This window comes from Dryocola clanedunensis subsp. sulfonylureivorans (assembly GCF_016756775.1).
Classification (GTDB): Bacteria; Pseudomonadota; Gammaproteobacteria; order Enterobacterales; family Enterobacteriaceae; genus Dryocola; species Dryocola clanedunensis.
Map to the genome: position 1 here is coordinate 1 of NZ_JAERMU010000025.1, position 21084 is coordinate 21084.

At 53.5% G+C, this 21084-nt stretch carries 21 protein-coding genes and 1 other annotated feature; of the genes, 9 read left to right on the forward strand and 12 right to left on the reverse strand.

Translation table 11 applies throughout. The features are described 5' to 3' along the window. Positions 1–406 precede the first annotated feature (406 nt). The 3 genes from clpB to rluD all read right to left on the reverse strand — a co-directional run bounded on the left by clpB (position 407) and on the right by rluD (position 4819). On the reverse strand, positions 407–2980 hold the full coding sequence (gene clpB, locus HYQ67_RS20125) for an ATP-dependent chaperone ClpB (protein WP_202306826.1): 2574 nt from the start codon (positions 2978–2980) through the stop codon (positions 407–409). Positions 2981–3110: 130 nt separating this feature from the next. After that, positions 3111–3842, reverse strand: a complete 732-nt coding sequence (gene yfiH / locus HYQ67_RS20130; protein ID WP_202306827.1) for a purine nucleoside phosphorylase YfiH — start codon at positions 3840–3842, stop codon at positions 3111–3113. Continuing rightward, positions 3839–4819: a 23S rRNA pseudouridine(1911/1915/1917) synthase RluD gene (rluD, locus tag HYQ67_RS20135; RefSeq protein ID WP_202306828.1), complete on the reverse strand. Its 981-nt coding sequence runs from the start codon at positions 4817–4819 to the stop codon at positions 3839–3841. Before rluD ends, yfiH begins: the two co-directional genes overlap by 4 nt. A 131-nt stretch (positions 4820–4950) precedes the next feature. Between rluD and bamD the strand changes: the two genes are divergently transcribed. The 4 genes from bamD (at position 4951) to pheA (ending at position 7872) form a co-directional block, all read left to right on the forward strand. Then, positions 4951–5688 (forward strand): outer membrane protein assembly factor BamD, encoded by a 738-nt coding sequence (gene bamD / locus HYQ67_RS20140; protein WP_202306829.1) that lies wholly within the window; start codon positions 4951–4953, stop codon positions 5686–5688. Positions 5689–5959: 271 nt separating this feature from the next. After that, the gene (gene raiA / locus HYQ67_RS20145) at positions 5960–6301 is read left to right on the forward strand and encodes a ribosome-associated translation inhibitor RaiA (RefSeq protein WP_202306830.1); all 342 of its coding nucleotides are present in this window, start codon (positions 5960–5962) and stop codon (positions 6299–6301) included. A 264-nt stretch (positions 6302–6565) separates the two neighbouring features. Further along, positions 6566–6690 (forward strand) — a sequence feature (Phe leader region). Beyond that, the gene (gene pheL / locus HYQ67_RS20150; RefSeq protein ID WP_202306931.1) at positions 6567–6614 is read left to right on the forward strand and encodes a pheA operon leader peptide PheL; all 48 of its coding nucleotides are present in this window, start codon (positions 6567–6569) and stop codon (positions 6612–6614) included. It overlaps the preceding feature by 48 nt. A gap of 21 nt (positions 6691–6711) precedes the next feature. Next, positions 6712–7872 carry a bifunctional chorismate mutase/prephenate dehydratase gene (pheA, locus tag HYQ67_RS20155; protein ID WP_202306831.1) on the forward strand — a complete coding sequence of 387 codons (1161 nt, stop codon included), beginning with the start codon at positions 6712–6714 and terminating at the stop codon, positions 7870–7872. Between the two features lie 35 nt (positions 7873–7907). Here the strand turns inward: pheA and HYQ67_RS20160 are convergent, their stop codons facing one another. From HYQ67_RS20160 to aroF, 3 genes are all read right to left on the reverse strand, one after another. After that, on the reverse strand, positions 7908–8780 hold the full coding sequence (locus HYQ67_RS20160) for an SMP-30/gluconolactonase/LRE family protein (RefSeq protein WP_202306832.1): 873 nt from the start codon (positions 8778–8780) through the stop codon (positions 7908–7910). A gap of 71 nt (positions 8781–8851) precedes the next feature. Beyond that, a complete protein-coding gene (gene tyrA / locus HYQ67_RS20165; protein WP_202306838.1) occupies positions 8852–9973 on the reverse strand; it encodes a bifunctional chorismate mutase/prephenate dehydrogenase in 1122 nt (373 codons plus the stop codon). Between the two features lie 11 nt (positions 9974–9984). Continuing rightward, positions 9985–11055 carry a 3-deoxy-7-phosphoheptulonate synthase AroF gene (gene aroF / locus HYQ67_RS20170; protein ID WP_202306840.1) on the reverse strand — a complete coding sequence of 357 codons (1071 nt, stop codon included), beginning with the start codon at positions 11053–11055 and terminating at the stop codon, positions 9985–9987. A 286-nt stretch (positions 11056–11341) separates the two neighbouring features. Between aroF and HYQ67_RS20175 the strand changes: the two genes are divergently transcribed. Continuing rightward, positions 11342–11716: a DUF2799 domain-containing protein gene (locus tag HYQ67_RS20175; RefSeq protein WP_202306841.1), complete on the forward strand. Its 375-nt coding sequence runs from the start codon at positions 11342–11344 to the stop codon at positions 11714–11716. A 97-nt stretch (positions 11717–11813) separates the two neighbouring features. On the opposite strand, the gene rplS is transcribed toward HYQ67_RS20175, so the two are convergent. The 5 genes from rplS to ffh all read right to left on the reverse strand — a co-directional run bounded on the left by rplS (position 11814) and on the right by ffh (position 15312). Next, complete coding sequence (gene rplS / locus HYQ67_RS20180; protein ID WP_064513203.1) at positions 11814–12164, reverse strand: 50S ribosomal protein L19; 351 nt, start codon at positions 12162–12164, stop codon at positions 11814–11816. A 43-nt stretch (positions 12165–12207) separates the two neighbouring features. Continuing rightward, positions 12208–12975 (reverse strand): tRNA (guanosine(37)-N1)-methyltransferase TrmD, encoded by a 768-nt coding sequence (gene trmD / locus HYQ67_RS20185; protein ID WP_202306850.1) that lies wholly within the window; start codon positions 12973–12975, stop codon positions 12208–12210. A gap of 46 nt (positions 12976–13021) precedes the next feature. Continuing rightward, positions 13022–13570 (reverse strand): ribosome maturation factor RimM, encoded by a 549-nt coding sequence (rimM, locus tag HYQ67_RS20190; protein WP_202306852.1) that lies wholly within the window; start codon positions 13568–13570, stop codon positions 13022–13024. A gap of 18 nt (positions 13571–13588) precedes the next feature. After that, positions 13589–13837 carry a 30S ribosomal protein S16 gene (rpsP, locus tag HYQ67_RS20195; RefSeq protein WP_202306856.1) on the reverse strand — a complete coding sequence of 83 codons (249 nt, stop codon included), beginning with the start codon at positions 13835–13837 and terminating at the stop codon, positions 13589–13591. Between the two features lie 113 nt (positions 13838–13950). Next, entirely contained in the window at positions 13951–15312 is a 1362-nt protein-coding gene (gene ffh / locus HYQ67_RS20200) for a signal recognition particle protein (RefSeq protein ID WP_202306858.1), read from the reverse strand. Positions 15313–15483: 171 nt separating this feature from the next. On the opposite strand from ffh, the gene HYQ67_RS20205 reads away from it, so the two are divergent. Both HYQ67_RS20205 and HYQ67_RS20210 read left to right on the forward strand, forming a co-directional pair. Continuing rightward, entirely contained in the window at positions 15484–16272 is a 789-nt protein-coding gene (locus tag HYQ67_RS20205) for a cytochrome C assembly family protein (RefSeq protein ID WP_202306859.1), read from the forward strand. Positions 16273–16297: 25 nt separating this feature from the next. Next, positions 16298–17584: an HlyC/CorC family transporter gene (locus HYQ67_RS20210; protein ID WP_202306860.1), complete on the forward strand. Its 1287-nt coding sequence runs from the start codon at positions 16298–16300 to the stop codon at positions 17582–17584. 147 nt (positions 17585–17731) lie between these two features. On the opposite strand, the gene grpE is transcribed toward HYQ67_RS20210, so the two are convergent. After that, positions 17732–18313 (reverse strand): nucleotide exchange factor GrpE, encoded by a 582-nt coding sequence (grpE, locus tag HYQ67_RS20215; protein WP_202306861.1) that lies wholly within the window; start codon positions 18311–18313, stop codon positions 17732–17734. A 119-nt stretch (positions 18314–18432) separates the two neighbouring features. On the opposite strand from grpE, the gene nadK reads away from it, so the two are divergent. Both nadK and recN read left to right on the forward strand, forming a co-directional pair. Beyond that, complete coding sequence (nadK, locus tag HYQ67_RS20220) at positions 18433–19326, forward strand: NAD(+) kinase (protein WP_202306862.1); 894 nt, start codon at positions 18433–18435, stop codon at positions 19324–19326. An 86-nt stretch (positions 19327–19412) separates the two neighbouring features. Next, positions 19413–21074: a DNA repair protein RecN gene (recN, locus tag HYQ67_RS20225; protein WP_202306863.1), complete on the forward strand. Its 1662-nt coding sequence runs from the start codon at positions 19413–19415 to the stop codon at positions 21072–21074. Positions 21075–21084: the final 10 nt, after the last annotated feature.

Consider the following 21084-nt stretch of genomic DNA (forward strand, 5'->3'; position numbering starts at 1 on the left):
AATGAATTACTGCCTGGTCACTCTTCAAGACTTGATATTTTTTTGCATCCGAAGATGCTTGAGATATCAATCCTGCGAGTGCCCACACAGATTGTCTGATAAATTGTTAAAGAGCAGTGAGTTACGCGCTTTCGCTTGCTAACTCGAGGTGGCGTATACTACGCTTTCCTCTTTCAGAGTCAAGCGTTTATTTTCGCTTTCGTCTGACTGAAGGGCCGGTTTGTAAGCCGTTGTGCCGTGTCAGTGGAGGCGCAGTATAGGGATTTTTAGGAATGTGACAAGCATAAAATTGAAAAATCTTATCGTTTGATTATTTTCCAGGCAATAACGATAAGAACCACCTAATATCGCCTGGTTTTTAAACAGAAACGAGCCCCGAAGGGCTCGTTTCTTTCTTTTTTGTGACTTACTGCACTGCCACAATATGATTATCTTTTACTTCCAGCCTGACGGCTTTACCCGGTATCAGCTCACCAGAGAGGATTTGCTGCGCCAGCGGGTTCTCGATTTGCTGCTGAATAGCCCTTTTCAGCGGCCTTGCCCCATATACCGGGTCGTAACCGCTTTCACTCAACAGCTTCAACGCATCTTCAGAGATAGTGACTTCGTAGCCACGCTCTTCAAGACGCTTATACAGGCGCTGCAGCTGAATCTGAGCAATAGAGGCAATATGGCGCTCACCCAGCGGATGGAAGACCACCACCTCATCTATACGGTTAATGAATTCCGGACGGAAGCTCTGGCTGACAATACCCAGAACCAGATCCTTCATATGCCCGTAGTCCAGCTCGCCGAAACGCTCCTGAATCAAATCAGAACCGAGGTTAGACGTCATAATGACGACGGTATTTCTGAAGTCGACCGTTCTGCCCTGCCCATCCGTGAGTCGTCCGTCATCCAGCACCTGCAATAAGATGTTGAACACATCCGGATGCGCCTTCTCCACCTCATCAAGCAGGATGACTGAATAAGGACGACGGCGAACAGCCTCGGTCAGATAACCGCCTTCTTCATAACCTACATAACCCGGAGGTGCCCCCACCAGCCGCGAGACGGAGTGTTTCTCCATGAACTCAGACATATCGATACGCACCATCGCGTCATCGCTATCAAACATAAAGTTCGCGAGCGTTTTGCACAGCTCTGTTTTACCGACGCCGGTCGGCCCCAGGAACAGGAACGAACCGATCGGACGGTTTGGATCGGAAAGCCCTGCACGGCTACGACGAATCGCGTTCGATACCGCTTCCACTGCTTCATCCTGGCCGATAACCCGATGATGGAGATCGTGCTCCATGCGCAGCAGTTTTTCCCTCTCACCTTCAAGCATGCGGGCTACCGGGATCCCCGTCCAGCGTGCCAACACATCAGCAATCTCTACGTCAGTGACTTTATTACGCAGCAGGCGCATGGTCTTACCTTCGCTCTGCGTCGCAGCTTCCAGCTGTTTCTCAAGCTCCGGGATTTTCCCATACTGCAGCTCGGACATACGGGCGAGGTCACCCACGCGGCGAGCCTGCTCAATGGCAATCTTCGCCTGTTCCAGTTCGGCTTTAATAGTCTGGGTGCCGGAGAGCGACGCTTTCTCTGCTTTCCACTCTTCTTCAAGAACGGAGTATTCGCGCTCTTTCTGTCCCAGCTCTTCTTCCAGCATATTCAGGCGTTTTTGGCTCGCCTCATCCGATTCTTTCTTCAGCGCCTGCTGTTCCAGCTTCAGCTGGATGATACGGCGGTCAAGGCGATCCAGCTCTTCCGGCTTCGAGTCGATCTGCATACGAATGCTGGACGCCGCTTCATCTATCAGGTCGATGGCTTTATCCGGCAGCTGACGGTCCGCAATATAGCGATGCGATAAGGTCGCCGCCGCCACGATTGCCGGGTCAGTGATCTGCACATGGTGGTGCAGCTCATAGCGCTCTTTCAGCCCACGCAGAATGGCGATGGTATCTTCCACTGTTGGTTCAGCCACGAACACTTTCTGGAAGCGACGCTCAAGGGCCGCATCCTTTTCAATATACTGACGATACTCATCAAGCGTTGTGGCACCCACGCAGTGCAGTTCGCCACGCGCCAGAGCAGGCTTAAGCATGTTGCCCGCATCCATTGCGCCATCGGCTTTACCGGCACCGACCATGGTATGCAGCTCATCAATAAACAGAATGACGTTGCCTTCCTGCTTAGAGAGATCGTTGAGCACGCCTTTCAGACGCTCTTCAAACTCACCGCGGTATTTCGCACCGGCCACCAGCGCTCCCATGTCGAGAGCAAGCACACGGCGGCCTTTCAGCCCTTCCGGTACTTCACCATTGATGATGCGCTGCGCCAGTCCTTCAACGATGGCGGTTTTACCTACGCCCGGCTCACCGATCAATACCGGGTTGTTTTTGGTACGACGTTGCAGCACCTGAATAGTGCGGCGAATTTCTTCATCACGGCCAATGACCGGGTCAAGCTTGCCCTGCTCGGCACGCTCGGTCAGATCGACAGTATATTTCTTCAATGCCTGACGCTGGTCTTCGGCATTCTGATCGTTCACGTTTTCCCCTCCACGCATTTGCTCTATGGCAGCAGTCACGTTTGCCGTGGTGGCACCCGCAGCTTTCAGCAAGTCTGTCAGTGAGCCACGCGACTCCAGCGCTGCCAGAACAAAGAGTTCAGACGAGATAAAATTGTCATTTCTTTTTTGCGCGAGCTTGTCGCACAGGTTTAAGACACGCACCAGGTCCTGAGATGGCTGAACATCGCCACCGGTACCTTCCACCTGCGGCAAGCGTCTCAAGGCTTGTTCAATGGCCGTGCGTAGCTGCCCCGCGTTAACGCCTGCGGAGGTCAGTAAAGGACGTACAGATCCACCCTCCTGATTGAGCAGCGCGCTCATCAGGTGAAGGGGTTCGATGAATTGGTTGTCTTGCCCAAGTGCGAGAGACTGGGCATCAGCGAGAGCAAGCTGGAATTTATTGGTAAGACGATCCAGACGCATAACTCCTCCCATTAACAGGTCAAATTTGCTACTGGAGATTAAATGAGGTCATCCCTCAATTATTCAAGGTTAATGACCTGAAATATGTGAAGTAATCGTTACCCGTACTGGATCGTCTTGATTCTATAGGTTATATCAGCCAAATGAAACTTGCCATACGGCCGGTGATTCTGTCCCGACGATACGAGAAGAAATCTTCCGCTTCGCTATGGGTGCAACGATCGCCGCCGTAGACCTGTTCGATACCCATATTCGCCAGGCGCTGGCGCGCAAGGGTGTAGATATCAGCAAAATATTTTTCGCCCATCGGACGGAAAGCCGCATCGGCCTTCGCATCCTTCTGCATAAACGCCTCGCGGACTTCCGGGCCAACTTCAAACGCGTCAGGGCCAATAGCAGGCCCCATCCAGGCGATGATATTTTCCGGGCTGTCCTTGAAGCAGGCAACGGTCTCTTCCAGCACGCCATCACATAATCCACGCCATCCGGCATGCGCGGCGGCGACTTCGGTGCCTGCCTTATTACAGAATAACACCGGCAGGCAGTCCGCCGTCATGACGGCACAAACCGTACCCGGCGTGTCGCTGTATGACGCATCTGCTCGTTTGGAAGCGTAAGGCTCGTCGGTTAAGCGCAGCACGGCTTTTCCATGCACCTGCTCAAGCCATACCGGCTTAGAAGGCATACCCGAGGCAGCATAGAAAAGACGGCGGTTCTCTTCGACGTGCTCCTGGTTATCACCGCAGTGAGCCCCCAGATTAAGCCCGTCATAAGGAGAGTGGCTTACCCCGCCGATGCGAGTCGAACTACAGGCACCGACGCCTGGAGGTAGCGGCCATTGCGGGACGATCACTTTGCTCATAGCCAGTCCAGTTGATCCTTGTAGGCTATGGTATCCGCGCGCAGTGCTTCTATCAGGTCCACCATGTCCTGGGGGATTGGCGCATGCCACTCCATCAGAACGCCGCTGATCGGATGATAAAGACGCAGCATAGTCGCATGCAGAGCCTGACGGTCAAACTTACGCAGAACCGAGACAAACTCTTCAGAGGCACCTTTTGGCGGACGCGGGCGGCCACCGTAGAGCTGATCGCCTACCAGCGGATGAGTAATGTGAGCCATGTGAACACGAATCTGGTGCGTGCGACCTGTTTCCAGACGCAGACGCAGACGCGTATGAACGCGGAAATGTTCCATGATGCGGTAATGCGTCACCGCAGGCTTACCCATGGGGTGAACGGACATGTGGGTGCGTTTGGTTGGGTGACGGCTGATAGGCTCGTCTACCGTGCCGCCAGCGGTCATATGACCAATTGCCACCGCTTCATACTCACGGGTAATTTCACGCAGCTGCAGCGCCTCAACCAGGTGAGTCTGAGCTGGAACGGTTTTCGCCACCACCATCAAACCGGTGGTGTCTTTATCCAGACGGTGGACGATGCCCGCGCGCGGTACATCGACAATCGGCGGATAATAGTGCAGCAATGCGTTCAATACGGTTCCGTCCGGATTACCTGCCCCCGGATGAACAACAAAGTCGCGAGGCTTGTTGATGACAAGAATATCGTCATCTTCATAGACGATATTGAGCGGGATATCCTGCGGCTCCCAGCGGACATCCTCTTCGATTTCTGCGTTGATGGTGACGCTCTCACCACCCAACACTTTTTCTTTCGGCTTGTCGCTAAGCTTGCCATTGACCAGCACGCGCTGATCGAGAATCCATTCTTTTATACGCGAACGTGAATAATCCGGGAACAATTCGGCCAAAGCCTGATCTAACCGTTGACCGAGTTGTGAATCGGATACTGTTGCGTTGAGTTGTACTAGTTGTGCCATAGACAGCTTCTTCGTTAACGTTGGGTTTTACGGCAATGCCGTTTAATATAGTGTGCTATTGTAGCTGGTCTTTATTGGGAGCTGGAACTGCGAGCCTCCCGGAATAACATTACTTAGGAAAGTCAAACGTCATGACGCGTATGAAATATCTGGTGGCAGCTGCCACGTTGAGCCTGGCTTTGGCTGGTTGCTCCAGTACCAAGGATGAGGTTCCTGATAATCCGCCTTCTGAGATTTATGCGACTGCCCAACAAAAGTTGCAGGACGGTAACTTTAAAGCGGCGATAACGCAACTGGAAGCGCTGGATAACCGTTATCCGTTCGGGCCTTACTCGCAGCAGGTGCAGTTGGACCTGATTTACGCTTACTACAAGAACGCCGATCTTCCGCTGGCTCAGGCCGCGATTGACCGTTTTATGCGTCTTAACCCTACCCATCCGAACATCGACTACGTACTTTACATGCGTGGCCTGACGGACATGGCGTTGGATGACAGCGCATTGCAGGGGTTCTTCGGTGTCGATCGCTCCGACCGCGACCCGCAGCACGCGCGTGATGCCTTCAACGATTTTTCAAAACTGGTTCGAGGCTATCCGAACAGCCAGTATGTCACCGACGCGACCAAACGTCTGGTGTTCCTGAAAGATCGTCTGGCCAAATATGAGCTTTCCGTGGCGCAATACTACACCAAACGCGGCGCGTGGGTGGCAGTAGTTAACCGCGTTGAAGGAATGCTGCGTGATTTCCCGGATACTCAGGCGACTCGCGACGGCTTAAAACTGATGGAAAATGCTTATCGCGAAATGCAAATGACGGCTCAAGCCGACAAAGTCGCGAAAATCATTGCCGCTAACGGTAGCAAAACCTGATTAGCAAAACTCAGAACGACAAAACGGCAGCCAGGGCTGCCGTTTTTATTGCCTGATACCACAAAACTGAAACGGTTTAGCGTCAGGTCATCCCATCAAATATGGACGTCTTTTCTTGTTATCACAAGCGAAATTGGCCGATATCCTGCCCTTTCTCACAAAAAGGCTCACTTGACAAAAAGTGACAAAATTACGTGATTCACATCACACTTTTTGACATTGAGAGAGGTATGCTGGCGTTACCAAGACGGGAATGACAAGAGGTAACTTTATGACAATGAACATTACCAGCAAGCAAATGGACATCACCCCAGCTATTCGCCAGCACGTCGCGGACCGTCTCACTAAACTGGACAAGTGGCAAACACATCTAATAAACCCACACATCATTTTGTCCAAAGAACCCCAGGGTTTTGTGGCCGATGCCACCATCAGTACGCCGAACGGGCAGCTCGTCGCGAGCGCCAGGCACGATGATATGTACACGGCCATTAACGAATTAATTAGCAAACTGGAGCGGCAGTTAAACAAAGTGCAACACAAAGGTGAAGCGCGTCGCACCAACGGCTCAATGAAAGATGCCGTCTTCGCCGAGAGTGAAGAAGAAGAGTAATTTGAAAGTCGAATACCATTTGCAACGCGCCTCCGGGCGCGTTTTTTTATGACAGACGCCCATAACGTCTTAAGATTCCGGATAACTTACTGCAACAAAATTCAGGAAAATCAATTTATTGATTTTCGGCTGCTTACTACAAAGAAGGAAAAACCACGCTTTTTCCTTCTTTGTCAGCGATCTCAACGCGCCTCCGGCGCGTTTTTTGTTGACAGCTTTTAAACAGAGCGAGTAAGTTAACCCTCAGACTTGTCAGGAATCAGCCATGAGACATCAACCGTTTTTCTTCGCATTCTTTTTTACCTTCCCCTGAACGGGAGGCAATTCGTCGTGTGATAAAGAATGCGAAGACGAACAAACAGGCCTCCCAAACGGGAGGCCTTTTTTATGGACATCGAAAAGGTAGCGTTATGACTGAGATAAACCCCTTACTGGCACTACGCGATAAAATCAGCGCCCTGGATGAAAAGCTGCTGGCCCTGCTGGCCGAGCGCCGCGGGCTTGCCGTAGAAGTTGGTAAAGCGAAGCTCGAATCTCACCGCCCGGTTCGAGATATTGACCGCGAAAGGGACCTGCTAGAACGCCTGATTACGCTTGGTAAAACGCACCATCTCGACGCGCACTACATTACCCGCCTCTTCCAGCTCATTATTGAAGATTCGGTTCTCACCCAGCAGGCCTTGTTGCAGCAACATCTTAATAAAACCAACCCGCACTCCGCCCGCGTTGCCTTCCTCGGTCCGAAAGGCTCCTATTCTCACCTGGCTGCACGTCAGTACGCCGCACGTCATTTCGAACAGTTTATTGAAAGCGGCTGCGCCAAATTCCACGACATCTTTAATCAGGTTGAAACCGGCCAGGCGGATTACGCAGTGGTGCCAATCGAGAACACCAGCTCTGGGGCGATTAATGACGTATACGACCTGCTCCAGCACACCAGCCTGTCCATCGTCGGTGAAATGACTGTGCCTATCGACCACTGTGTTCTGGTCAGCGGCACTACGGATTTAGACAAAATCGAAACGGTTTACAGCCATCCGCAACCTTTCCAGCAGTGCAGTCAGTTTATTAATCGCTACCCACACTGGAAAATTGAATACTGCGAAAGCACTTCTGCGGCGATGGAAAAGGTCGCGCAGGCAAATTCGCCGCACGTTGCAGCGTTGGGCAGCGAAGCCGGCGGCGGGCTTTACGGGTTGCAGGTGCTGGAACGCAATCTGGCCAACCAGACCCAAAATATCACTCGCTTTATCGTGCTGGCTCGCAAAGCGATAGATGTTTCAGAGCAGGTACCGGCAAAAACTACGCTGCTGATAGCGACTGGCCAGCAGGCCGGTGCGCTGGTTGAAGCGCTGCTGGTGCTGCGTAACCATAACCTGATTATGACCAGGCTGGAGTCCCGCCCGATCAACGGTAATCCGTGGGAGGAGATGTTCTACCTGGATATCCAGGCAAACCTGAAGGATCTGGAGATGCAGAAAGCCCTGCGTGAGCTGGGCGAGATTACCCGCTCGATGAAAGTGCTGGGCAGCTACCCAAGTGAAAACGTCGTGCCCGTCGATCCAATCTGACGCTGAGATTAACGGGTCAGCGCCAGTCTGACCCGTTACTGTTCTTTAAATTTTAGCTTCGACAAGCCGGCTACACCAACGGTCAGCGTAAAAATAGCACCGGATAACGGGCGCTCCGAAAGCTCTTCGGCATCCATGTTTTCTCGGGTCGTGGTGATAAACAGCGTTTTCATGTCGTCGCCCCCAAAGCAGACCATCGTCGGGCAGCGCACCGGAAGCTTATACTCTTCAAGAATCTCTCCTTCCGGCGCCAGCCGGGCAATACGATAGCCATCAAACAGCGCCGTCCAGTAGCAGCCCTCAACGTCCATGGCAGCCCCATCAGGGATGCCCTCGCCTTCGGCAAAGCGTCTGAACACCTCCCGCCTGCCCGGTTCACCCTGCTCGTCCAGCGGCGTCCGGTAGATGACGCCGTTTGGGGTATCAGAGGTATACATCCACTTTTTATCTTCGCTGAAGGCCAGACCGTTGGCGCCCATGATGTCATGCTGGATAACATGCGGCGTTAAATCATTATCCACGCGGCACAGCAGCGCCCCGTTGAAATCTGTTGGCCCCCAGAATGTACCCGCGTAAAAGCGGCCATCGCGATCCGTCCCACCGTCGTTAAAACGGGCAAGTTCAGGATGACTCGGATTATCGCAGACTTTTTGGGTTATCAGCCCGGTGCGGTTGGTCAGATAGATACCGCTGCGCAGCGCCACGATAAGTCCACCATTCTCCCGAAAGGCAAAGCAGCCGACCTCCTCGGAGAACTGAATGACATCATGTTTACCGCTGTCGAGATGAAAACGATGGATCTCGTTTTCGAGAATATCCGTCCAGTAGAGACTTTTCTCCTCGCCATGCCACGTTGGGCATTCGGGCAAGTGACCGGTGTAATCAAACAGAACTTGCGGCTGCGTCATCTCGGGTTTCCTTTTCGCACAAAAAAGCCAGCGGATCTCCCGCTGGCTTTGATTATAAAACCTTTTTGCCGTTACTGACGGTTATCATTCGCCTGACGCAGCAGGATACGGCTCTCAGACTGGAAGCGCTGGGCGTAATCGCCAAACCAGTGTTCCACCTTGCGGAAGCTGTCGATGAAGGCTTGCTTATCACCGTGCTCCAGCAGGCCAATCGCCTCGCCGAATCGCTTGTAGTAGCGCTTAATCAGCGCCAGGTTGCTTTCGGACGACATGATAATATCGGCGTAGAGCTGGGGATCCTGCGCAAACAGTCGCCCGACCATCGCCAGCTCCAGACGGTAGATTGGCGAGGAGAGCGCAAGAAGCTGCTCAAGCTGCACGTTTTCTTCCGCAAGATGCAGACCATATGCAAAGGTCGCAAAGTGGCGCAGCGCCTGGATGAACGCCATGTTTTGATCGTGCTCAACGGCGCTGGAACGATGTAGCCGCGCGCCCCAGACCTGAATTTGTTCCAGGAACCACTGGTAGGCCTCCGGCTGGCGACCATCGCAGTAAACCACAACCTGTTTTGCAAGGCTGCCGCTGTCCGGTCCGAACATCGGGTGCAGGCCCAGAACTGGCCCGCCATGTGCCGCTAACATGGCCTGTAACGGACCATTTTTCACCGAAGCGAGGTCGACCAGCACGCAGTCTTCCGGCAGCACGGGTAACTGGCTTATCACCTGTTCCGTGAGATGGATTGGCACGCTGACGATAACCATGCCTGCATCTGCCATCACTTCCTGCGCGCGCGGCCAGTCGTCTTTTTCGAAGATCCGCACTTGGTAACCAGACAGCGTGAGCATTTTTTCGAACAAACGCCCCATCTGGCCACCGCCGCCGACAATCACCACCGGGCGAAGCGCCGGCTGCAACGTTTTGAAGCCCTTGTCGTTCTCACTGGAGTAGGATTCGCGCATGACCCGGCGCAGAATATCTTCAATAAGATCGGGGGGTACGCCGAGCGCCTCAGCCTCTTTGCGGCGGGATGCCAGCATTGTCGCTTCACGCTCTGGAACATAAATCGGTAAGCCGAAGCGGCTTTTGACTTCGCCGACTTCCGCGACCAGCTCAAGGCGCTTAGCCAGCAGATCCAGCAGCGCCTTATCCACCTCGTCGATTTGATCGCGTAACGCGGTCAATTCAGCAACCATAGTAAAACCTCTTATACCTGACGCGCCGCAAGCGTACCGTTCAGATCCTGGTGAATCTCGCGCAGCAGGCTTTCCGTGCTTTCCCAGTTGATGCAGGCATCAGTCACGGAAACGCCGTATTTCATTTCGCTACGCGGCTGCTCTGACGATTGATTCCCTTCATGGATATTACTTTCAATCATCAGGCCAATAATCGAACGGTTACCATCTTTGATCTGAGCGATAGCGGATTCTGCCACGCCCGGCTGACGGCGGTAGTCTTTGTTTGAATTGCCATGGCTGCAATCTATCATCAAGGCCGGGCGCAGTCCCGCCTGTTCCATCTCTTTTTCACACTGGGCGACGTCTGCCGGGCTGTAGTTCGGTGCTTTGCCGCCACGGAGGATCACGTGTCCATCCGGGTTACCCTTGGTCTGCAACAGGCAAACCTGACCTGCCTGGTTGATACCAACAAAGCGGTGTGGCATTGCCGCAGCGCGCATAGCGTTGATTGCCGTCCCAAGGCTGCCATCGGTGCCGTTTTTAAAGCCCACTGGCATGGAAAGACCAGAAGCCATTTCACGGTGGGTCTGGGATTCCGTAGTACGAGCACCGATTGCTGACCAGCTAAAGAGATCGCCAAGGTACTGAGGGCTGTTTGGATCCAGCGCTTCCGTTGCCAGCGGCAGGCCCATGCTGACCAGTTCTACCAGCAGATGACGCGCAATTTTCAGACCTGCTTCTACATCAAACGAGCCGTCCATATGCGGATCGTTAATCAGCCCTTTCCAGCCCACGGTAGTACGTGGTTTTTCAAAGTAAACGCGCATCACGAGGTACAGACTATCGCTGACTTGTTCAGCCAGAATTTTAAAACGACGAGCATATTCAATCGCGGCTTCAGGATCGTGGATCGAGCAAGGTCCACAAACCACCAGCAGACGAGGATCGCGACCGGCGATAATGTCAGAGATTGTCTGCCGGGACTGCTCGATCTGCGCTTCCTGCGCCGCAGTCAGTGGAAGCTCGGCTTTCAGCTGATCCGGAGTGATTAAAACCTGTTCGTCAGAAATATGTACGTTGTTCAGCGCGTCTTTTTGCATGATGGCGGTCCTGTTTAGCTCGTTTGCGATAGTCGTTTCCTCGGTGAGGTGTGCTTACCTTACCATGGAGAGTAAAGATTGCAATCCATATTACGTAAAGAATACGTTACATACACACAATTCACCCTGATTAACAGCCAGAATCGGAAACTAATGTGTACACCCAGAGGGGCGTTATGAATAGATACGCTGACAGAACGAACAACAATGCAAAATTTTCACGCTTAGCAGCTAAATCAGTCACTCCCTTCTATGATCAATTTATCTTCTGAGAAAGGATAAATTTATGCTGCGCGCCTGTTTAGTTTTTCTGATTCTGGGAGTGTCCGGCTGTTATCTCGATCCCTATGCCCCCACGCCAAAGCCAGGCCCTACGGACTGGTATCAGGCGGGCTGGGACGATGCCATGGCAGGCGATCCCATCAGAAGTGATTTAGTGCTGGCCCATGTTCATAACGATGACGAGGTGGACAGACAAGAGTGGCTCAGGGGCTATGCCAAAGGCCAGCAGCGTATTTGCAACCCCGACTTCCTGAAGGTTCAGGGCAGCGCCGGAAAATCTTTCCCGCAGAGCTGCGAGAAATTACCCGATACGGAAGCGTTAAGAGCCACCTGGCAAACGGCGACCGATGCAGGAATAAAGGCCTCCCGCCTTAATTAAACCGCTGCCGCACAGTGATCCCTCCCCCCAAATTCAGAGCACAAAAAAAGGGCTGCCAGATGGCAGCCCTTTATATGGATGTCGCGTTAGCGAAATCTTACTTGGTAAGACGCTCTTTGATACGAGCAGATTTACCAGTACGCTCACGCAGGTAGTACAGTTTAGCTTTACGAACGGCACCACGACGTTTAACAGCAATGCTGTCGATTACCGGGGAGTGAGTCTGGAATACACGCTCAACACCTTCGCCGTTGGAAATTTTACGAACAGTGAATGCAGAGTGCAGACCGCGGTTACGGATTGCGATAACCACGCCCTCAAATGCCTGCAGACGTTTTTTAGAACCTTCAACGACCCATACTTTCACTTCCACGGAGTCGCCCGGACGGAAGGAAGGTACATCCTGTTTCATCTGTTCTTGTTCAATTTGCTTAATAATGTTGCTCATAATTTAATCTCTTATCCTGGGTAAACTGATGTATTGGGAGGTCTTAACCTTGCCCATCATGTTTATGTTGCTGTTGTGCGTGTTCCCGTTGGAACTCCGCCAGCAACCTTGCTTGCTCTTCAGTCAGAGCCAGGTTTTCCAGAAGTTCAGGTCTTCTAAGCCAGGTGCGGCCCAGCGACTGTTTCAGGCGCCAACGGCGTATCTCGGCATGGTTGCCCGACAGTAACACCGCCGGTACTTCCATCCCTTCTAACACTTCAGGACGGGTATAGTGTGGACAGTCCAGCAACCCGTCAGCAAACGAATCTTCGATTGCTGATGCTTCATGGCCCAGTACTCCCGGAATAAACCGTGAGACGGAGTCAATCAGCGTCATTGCTGGTAACTCACCACCGCTGAGAACGTAATCGCCGATTGACCATTCTTCATCAATTTCGGTTTGGATCACGCGCTCATCGATTCCCTCGTAACGGCCACAAACCAGAATTAACTTCTCATTTGTTGCCAGTTCACTGACGCCTGCTTGATCAAGCTTGCGCCCCTGAGGTGAAAGGTAGATGACCTTTGCGCCTTCCCCTGCCGCCGCTTTCGCTGCGTGGATGGCTTCCCTTAGCGGGTTTACCATCATGAGCATACCCGGTCCGCCGCCGTAAGGACGTTCGTCCACGGTACGGTGCCGGTCGTAAGCGAAGTCGCGAGGACTCCAGCTCTGGATGCTCAGCAGGCCATTTTTAACTGCCCGGCCAGTTACCCCGTAATCGGTAATCGCGCGGAACATCTCTGGAAACAGGCTAACTACACCAATAAACACAAGCCTTTCCCCATCACGCCGTTGTTATTACCGTTTATCCGGAGGTTTAGAAACCAGGATCCCAATCTACTTCAATCGTTTGAGTAGCGAGATCGACTTTCTTGATAACCTGCCCATCGAGGAACGGAACCAGCCGCTCCTTGATACCGAACGCATCTTTCAGGTTTGCCTTAATGACGAGAACGTCATTGGAGCCGGTTTCCATCATGTCGATGACTTTACCGAGCTGATACCCCTGAGTGGTCACTACCTGGCAACCCATGAGGTCTTTCCAGTAATAATCACCCTCTTCGAGGCCAGGCAACTGCGCAGAATCGATAACAATTTCGCAATTGGTCAACAGATTCGCGGCATCCCGATCGTCAACGCCTTTCAGCTTGATGATCAGATCCTGATTGTGGTGCTTCCAGCTTTCCAGCTGTACCTGCTGCCACTGACCCGCCTTCTGGATAAACCAGGGCTGATAGTCAAAAATGCTGTCGGCGTCTTCGGTGGAGGAAAACACTCTGAGCCAACCACGAATACCGTAGCAGGAGCCCATCTTGCCCAATACGATTGGGTTAACAGGAGCCTTTGCTGCGAGTTGATTGCTCATCATGACCACCGTGACAGATTAAGCTGCTTTCTTTGTAGCTTTGATCAGCGCAGATACGCGATCGGAAACGGTAGCGCCAAGGCCAACCCAATGCTCGATGCGATCCAGATCCAGGCGGGAAGCCTCGTCTTTTTCACCAGCGATAGGGTTGAAGAAGCCAACGCGCTCAATGAAGCGACCGTTACGTGCATTACGGCTGTCAGTAACAACAACCTGGTAGAACGGACGCTTTTTTGCGCCGTGACGTGCTAAACGAATAGTTACCATAACATCCTCTTTAGTGAATAAAACACCGGGCCCCATCGAGGGACGGAGCCCGGTGTCATATTAAAAGCCCGAAAATTTTACTCATTTGGGCGCAAAAAGCAATCTAAATGAGCTTAACGGCCTGGGAAACCTGGCGGCATCATACCTTTCATGCCGCGCATCATTTTCGCCATTCCGCCTTTTTTCATCTTCTTCATCATGCGCTGCATGTCGTCGAATTGTTTAAGAAGGCGGTTGACGTCCTGAACCTGCATACCGGAACCCTGCGCGATACGGCGCTTGCGGGAGCCTTTAATGATTTCTGGCTGGGCGCGTTCTTTCAGCGTCATGGAGTTAATAATCGCCTCCATGCGCACCAGCACTTTGTCGTCCATCTGCGATTTAACGTTGTCCGGCAGCTGGCCCATGCCCGGCAGCTTGCTCATCATGCTCGCCATGCCGCCCATGTTTTTCATCTGCTTGAGCTGCTCAAGGAAGTCGTTGAGGTCGAACCCGTCGCCCTTCTTCAGCTTGCTGGCAAGTTTTTCTGCTTGCGCGCGGTCAACCTTGCTTTCGATATCTTCGATAAGCGACAGCACGTCGCCCATGCCCAGAATACGGGAGGCAATACGATCCGGGTGGAACGGCTCCAGCGCTTCGGTTTTCTCGCCGACGCCGAGGAACTTGATTGGCTTACCGGTAATATGACGAATGGACAGCGCAGCACCGCCGCGCGCGTCGCCGTCGACCTTGGTCAGTACCACACCGGTCAGCGGCAGCGCTTCGTTGAAGGCCTTCGCGGTGTTCGCGGCATCCTGGCCGGTCATCGCATCTACTACAAACAGCGTTTCAACCGGGTTAATTGCGGCGTGAACCTGTTTGATTTCGTCCATCATCGCTTCGTCAACGTGCAGACGACCGGCGGTATCCACCAGCAGCACGTCGAAGAACTTCAGCTTCGCTTCTTTCAGCGCGGCGTTAACGATATCGACTGGCTTTTGCCCGACGTCAGACGGGAAGAACTCCACGCCAACCTGTTCGGCCAGCGTTTCCAGCTGTTTAATCGCCGCAGGGCGATAAACATCGGCAGAAACCACCAGCACTTTCTTTTTGTGCTTTTCACGCAGGAACTTACCCAGCTTACCGACGCTGGTGGTTTTACCCGCGCCCTGCAAGCCCGCCATCAGCACAACGGCCGGCGGCTGCGCGGCAAGATTCAATACGGCATTTTCTTCGCCCATTGCGGCAACCAGCTCGGCGCGCACAATTTTGACGAACTCCTGACCCGGGGTCAGGCTCTTGTTGACTTCATGACCAACCGCTTTCTCTTTTACGCGGCTGATAAAATCACGCACCACCGGCAGCGCAACGTCCGCTTCCAGCAGCGCCATGCGCACTTCGCGCAGCGTTTCTTTAACGTTCTCTTCAGTCAGCCGCCCACGGCCGCTGATATTGCGCAGGGAACGCGACAGACGGTCAGTTAAATTATCAAACATGGTATTTTGCCTAACGTGGTAACTAAGGCCGCGGTACGCGACACAAAACAGAATTTGGCCGATTATATCATGAAGCCGCCCGGCGTGTGATGTAACGGTTAGAGTTGGAGCAGGCGACAGGTAACGTTATACTGCCTTTTTTCATCTCTGGCTAATTGACCGACACCTTATATGCCTGTTTTCGCAATCCTTGCGCTTGTAGCCTACTCCGTCAGCCTCGCGCTGATCATTCCCGGCCTGCTTCGGAAGAACAGTGCGTGGCGCCGCTTAGCTATTTTATCGGCCACCATTGCGCTGATCGGCCATGCCCTGGCACTGGAGTCACGTATTTTTACCGGTGACGGCGGACAAAACCTGAGCCTGCTAAACGTGGGCTCGCTGGTCAGTCTGATGATCTGTACGGTAATGACGATTGTCGCCTCGCGCAACCGCGGCTGGCTACTTTTGCCTATCGTCTACGCCTTTGCGCTGATCAATCTGGCCTTAGCCAGCTTTATGCCAAATGAATTCATCACCCATCTGGAAGCCACACCGGGCATGATGATCCACATTGGCCTCTCGCTCTTTGCCTACGCCACGTTGATTATCGCCGCCCTGTATGCGCTGCAGCTAGCCTGGATTGACTACCAGCTGAAGAATAAAAAGCTGGCCTTCAGCGCGGAGATGCCACCGCTGATGGTCATTGAACGAAAAATGTTTCATATCACCCAGGTGGGCGTGGTACTGCTCACCCTGACGCTCTGTACCGGGCTGTTCTACATGCATAATCTCTTTAGCATGGAAAATGTCGACAAAGCCGTGCTCTCAATTCTGGCATGGTTTGTTTACATCGTTCTGCTATGGGGACACTATCATGAGGGTTGGCGTGGTCGCCGCGTGGTGTGGTTCAACGTCGCCGGTGCGGCAATTCTTACCCTTGCCTACTTCGGTAGCCGGGTCCTGCAACAGTTTGTTGGCTAACCTGCATTATTAAAGGACAACCCTTTTGGAACACATCTCAACCACCACGCTGATCGTCACCCTGATCATCATGGTGGTGGTTTCAGCGTACTTCTCCGGTTCGGAAACCGGCATGATGACGTTAAACCGCTATCGCCTGCGCCATCTTGCCAAGCAGGGCAACCGCGCCGCTAAACGAGTTGAAAAATTACTGCGCAAACCAGACCGCCTGATCAGTCTGGTTCTGATTGGTAACAACCTCGTCAATATCCTCGCCTCCGCGCTGGCCACCATTGTGGGCATGCGTTTGTACGGCGATGCTGGCGTAGCTATTGCGACGGGTGTACTGACCTTCATCGTACTGATTTTTGCAGAAGTGCTGCCAAAAACGATTGCCGCGCTCTACCCAGAAAAAGTTGCCTTTCCCAGCAGCGTCCTGCTCGGCCCACTGCAAGTTCTGATGATGCCGCTGGTCTGGTTGCTCAACGTCATTACCCGCATGCTGATGCGTATGGTAGGGATCAAAACCGATAACGTCATCAGCGCCGCGCTCAGTAAAGACGAGCTGCGCACTATCGTGCATGAATCCCACTCGAAAATTTCCCGCCGCAACCAGGACATGCTGCTTTCCGTGCTGGACCTGGAAAAGATGAGCGTCGACGACATCATGGTGCCGCGCAACGAAATCGTCGGGATTAATATCAACGACGACTGGAAATCCATCGTTCGCCAGCTGACCCACTCCCCCCACGGTCGCATTGTGCTCTACCGCGATACGCTGGACGATGCCATGAGCATGCTGCGGGTGCGCGAAGCCTACCGCCTGATGACGGAAAAGCAGGAGTTCACCAAAGAAACCCTGCTGCGTGCCGCCGATGAAATTTACTTTGTCCCGGAAGGCACGCCGCTGAGCGTGCAGCTGATCAAATTCCAGCGCAATAAGAAGAAGGCAGGACTGGTCGTCGACGAATATGGCGATATTCAGGGGCTGGTCACAGTAGAAGATATTCTCGAAGAAATCGTCGGTGACTTCACCACCTCGATGTCCCCAACGCTTGCCGAAGAGGTCACGCCGCAGAACGATGGTTCGGTGATTATTGAAGGCAGTGCGAACGTGCGTGAAATTAATAAAGCATTCAACTGGACGCTGCCGGAAGACGAAGCCCGCACCGTTAACGGCATGCTGCTGGAAGAGCTACAGGAGATCCCGGCGAACGACACGCGCGTGCGTATCCTGCAGTACGACATTGATATTCTGGACGTGCAGGACAACATGATTAAGCAGGTGCGCGTCACGCCCGTTACGCCGCTGCGACAGAGCGTCGAAGAATAACCGATAAAAAAAGCCAGCCGCTAAGGGCTGGCTTCAGTGAGCTAAAGGAACTATTTGTAGAGCGGATAAACGCAGTGCTATCCGCCGCTAGATCCTCTGCGACTTCGGTGGATGGCGCTCACGCTTATCCACCCTACCAAAAGCAACTTACTTCGCTTTCGCCACGGAAACCATCGCGGCGCGAATGGTACGACCGTTCAGGGTATAACCCTTCTGCATCACCATCAGCACGTGGTTTGGCTCAACCTCTTCAGACTCAACCATGGCAATCGCCTGGTGGACGTCCGGGTTAAACGGCACGTTAGTATCACCAACCACTTCCACGCCAAACTTGCGCACCACGTCCAGCATGGATTTCTGGGTCAGTTCGATACCTTCGATCATTGCCGCCAGGTCCGCATTGGACTTGTCAGCCACTTCAAGGGCACGGTCGAGGCTGTCGATAACCGGCAGCAGCTCATTCACAAACTTGTCCAGCGCAAACTTGTGCGCTTTCTCGATATCTATCTCGGTACGACGGCGCAGGTTTTCCATCTCGGCTTTGGTGCGCAACAGGCTATCGCGCTCACGCTGCTGGACTTCTTCAAGCTGTGCAGTCAGATCGGCAATCTGTTCGTCGCGCGGATCCACCACCTCGGCACCTTCTACGGCCTCGACTTCTTCGTGGCCTTCCATTGCAATTTCGTCTGAGACTTGCTCGTCTGGTGTTTTCTGTTCTTTACTACTCATGAAATTCTCCGCGTTTTTAGCATTCATCTCGCTGGTTCGCTTATTATGGGGATCAGTTTCCGGGATTCAAGGGAACGTGACATATTGTCATAAACGTTTGCGTAATAAGGACCACCACGATGACGACCACGATCAAGAACGCCCATTTTAACTGCATTGGCATCGTTGGGCATCCCCGTCACCCTACCGCACTGACTACGCACGAGATGCTCTATCGCTGGCTGTGCGGCAAAGGTTACGACGTTATCGTGGAACAGCAAATTGCCCAGGAGCTGAACCTCAAGAATGTGAAAACCGGCACGCTGGCAGAAATTGGACAGCTTGCCGACCTGGCCGTGGTCGTTGGCGGCGACGGCAATATGCTTGGCGCGGCCCGCGTACTGGCCCGTTACGATATCAAAGTTATCGGCATCAACCGTGGCAACCTGGGCTTTCTGACTGACCTTGACCCGGACAACGCCCAGCAGCAGCTGGCGGACGTGCTGGAAGGCCATTACATCAGTGAAAAACGTTTTCTGCTGGAGGCCCAGGTATGCCAGCACGACAAAGCCACTCGCCTGAGCACCGCCATCAACGAGGTCGTTCTGCATCCCGGCAAAGTCGCGCACATGATTGAGTTTGAAGTTTACATTGATGAAGTCTTCGCGTTCTCCCAACGTTCCGATGGCCTGATTATCTCCACGCCAACGGGCTCAACGGCCTATTCGCTCTCTGCCGGTGGCCCGATACTAACCCCGTCGCTGGATGCGATAACGCTGGTGCCAATGTTCCCACACACGCTGTCGGCGCGCCCGCTGGTTATCAATAGTAGCAGCACCATCCGTCTGCGTTTTTCACACATGCGAAGCGACCTTGAGATCAGCTGCGACAGCCAGATTGCGCTGCCTATACAGGAAGGTGAGGACGTTCTGATCCGTCGCTGTGACTACCATCTGAATTTAATCCACCCTAAAGACTACAGCTATTTCAATACGTTAAGCTCTAAACTCGGCTGGTCGAAAAAATTATTCTGAAAATTCATCAGGCCACTTTACTGTATATAAAACCAGGCTATACTGTATGCAATTACAGTCATGGCTTTACGTACAGGAAGGTGGCTATGCTCGCTCAACTCACCATCAGTAACTTCGCAATTGTTCGTGAACTCGAAATCGATTTTCACCACGGTATGACCGCCATCACCGGCGAAACCGGTGCCGGTAAATCTATTGCGATTGATGCGCTGGGGTTGTGCCTGGGCGGCCGCGCCGAAGCAGACATGGTACGCAGGGGCGCAACCCGCGCCGATCTCTGCGCCCGTTTCTCATTAAAAGACACCCCTGCCGCCTTGCGCTGGCTGGAAGAAAACCAGCTTGAGGAGGGAAAAGAATGCCTGCTGCGCCGCGTCATCAGCAGCGATGGTCGCTCCCGTGGTTTTATCAACGGTACCGCCGTCCCCCTATCTCAGCTGCGTGACCTCGGCCAGCTGCTGATCCAGATCCACGGTCAGCATGCTCACCAGCTGCTGCTAAAACCGGAACATCAAAAAAATCTGCTGGATGGCTACGCTGGGGAGCAATCCCTTATCGCACAAATGGCAGAGCGCTATCGCGCATGGCACCAGAGCTGCCGCGACCTTGCGCAGCATCAGCAGCTTGCTCAGGAGCGCGCTTCCCGCGCCGAACTACTCAACTACCAGCTTAAAGAGCTGAACGAATTCGCCCCCATTGCCGGTGAGTTCGAACAGATCGACGAAGAGTACAAACGCCTGGCCAACAGCGGTCAGCTGCTGTCCACCAGCCAGCAGGCGCTGAGCATTCTGGCAGATGGCGAAGGCAGCGACCTGCAAAGTCAGCTCTACAGCGTGCGCCAGCTGATGACCGAACTCGTCAGCCTGGACGGCAAACTCTCCGGCGTACTGGAGATGCTCGAAGAAGCGGCGATTCAAATATCGGAAGCCAGCGACGAGTTGCGCCATTACTGCGACCGTCTGGATCTTGATCCCAACCGTCTCTACGAGCTGGAACAGCGTATCTCCCGGCAAATCGCCCTGGCGCGTAAACACCATATCACTCCCGAAGAGCTGCCCCTGTTTCACCAGAAGCTGCTGGACGAACAGCTGCTGCTGGACGACCAGGCCAGCTCGCAGGATGAGCTTATGCAGGCCGTGGCGCTTCACCACCAGCAGGCTCTGTCCGTGGCCCACGAGCTGCATCAGCGTCGGGTTCATTACGCCGCCGAGCTCTGCGGGCTGATTACCGAAAGCATGCATTCGCTTTCCATGCCGCACGGCAAGCTGGCTATCGACGTAGAATTTAATGAAAACCACCTTACCGCTGAGGGTGCTGACCGCATCGACTTCCGCGTCACCACTAACCCCGGCCAGCCGTTACAGCCGCTGGCTAAAGTCGCCTCCGGTGGTGAGCTGTCGCGTATTGCGCTGGCTATTCAGGTGATCACCGCCCGTAAAATGGAAACCCCGGCGCTAATTTTCGATGAGGTGGACGTGGGGATCAGTGGGCCAACCGCAGCGGTGGTCGGAAAATTACTGCGCCAGTTGGGTGAATCAACCCAGGTGATGTGCGTGACTCACCTGCCACAGGTGGCTGGCTGTGGGCATCAGCACTTCTACGTCAGCAAAGAAACGGACGGCGAAATGACCGAAACGCATATGCAGCCGCTGGATAAACGCGCCCGTCTGCAAGAGCTGGCCCGTCTGCTGGGTGGCAGTGAAGTCACACGCAACACGCTGGCAAACGCGAAAGAGCTCCTTGCTGCGTAGCAATCCCCTA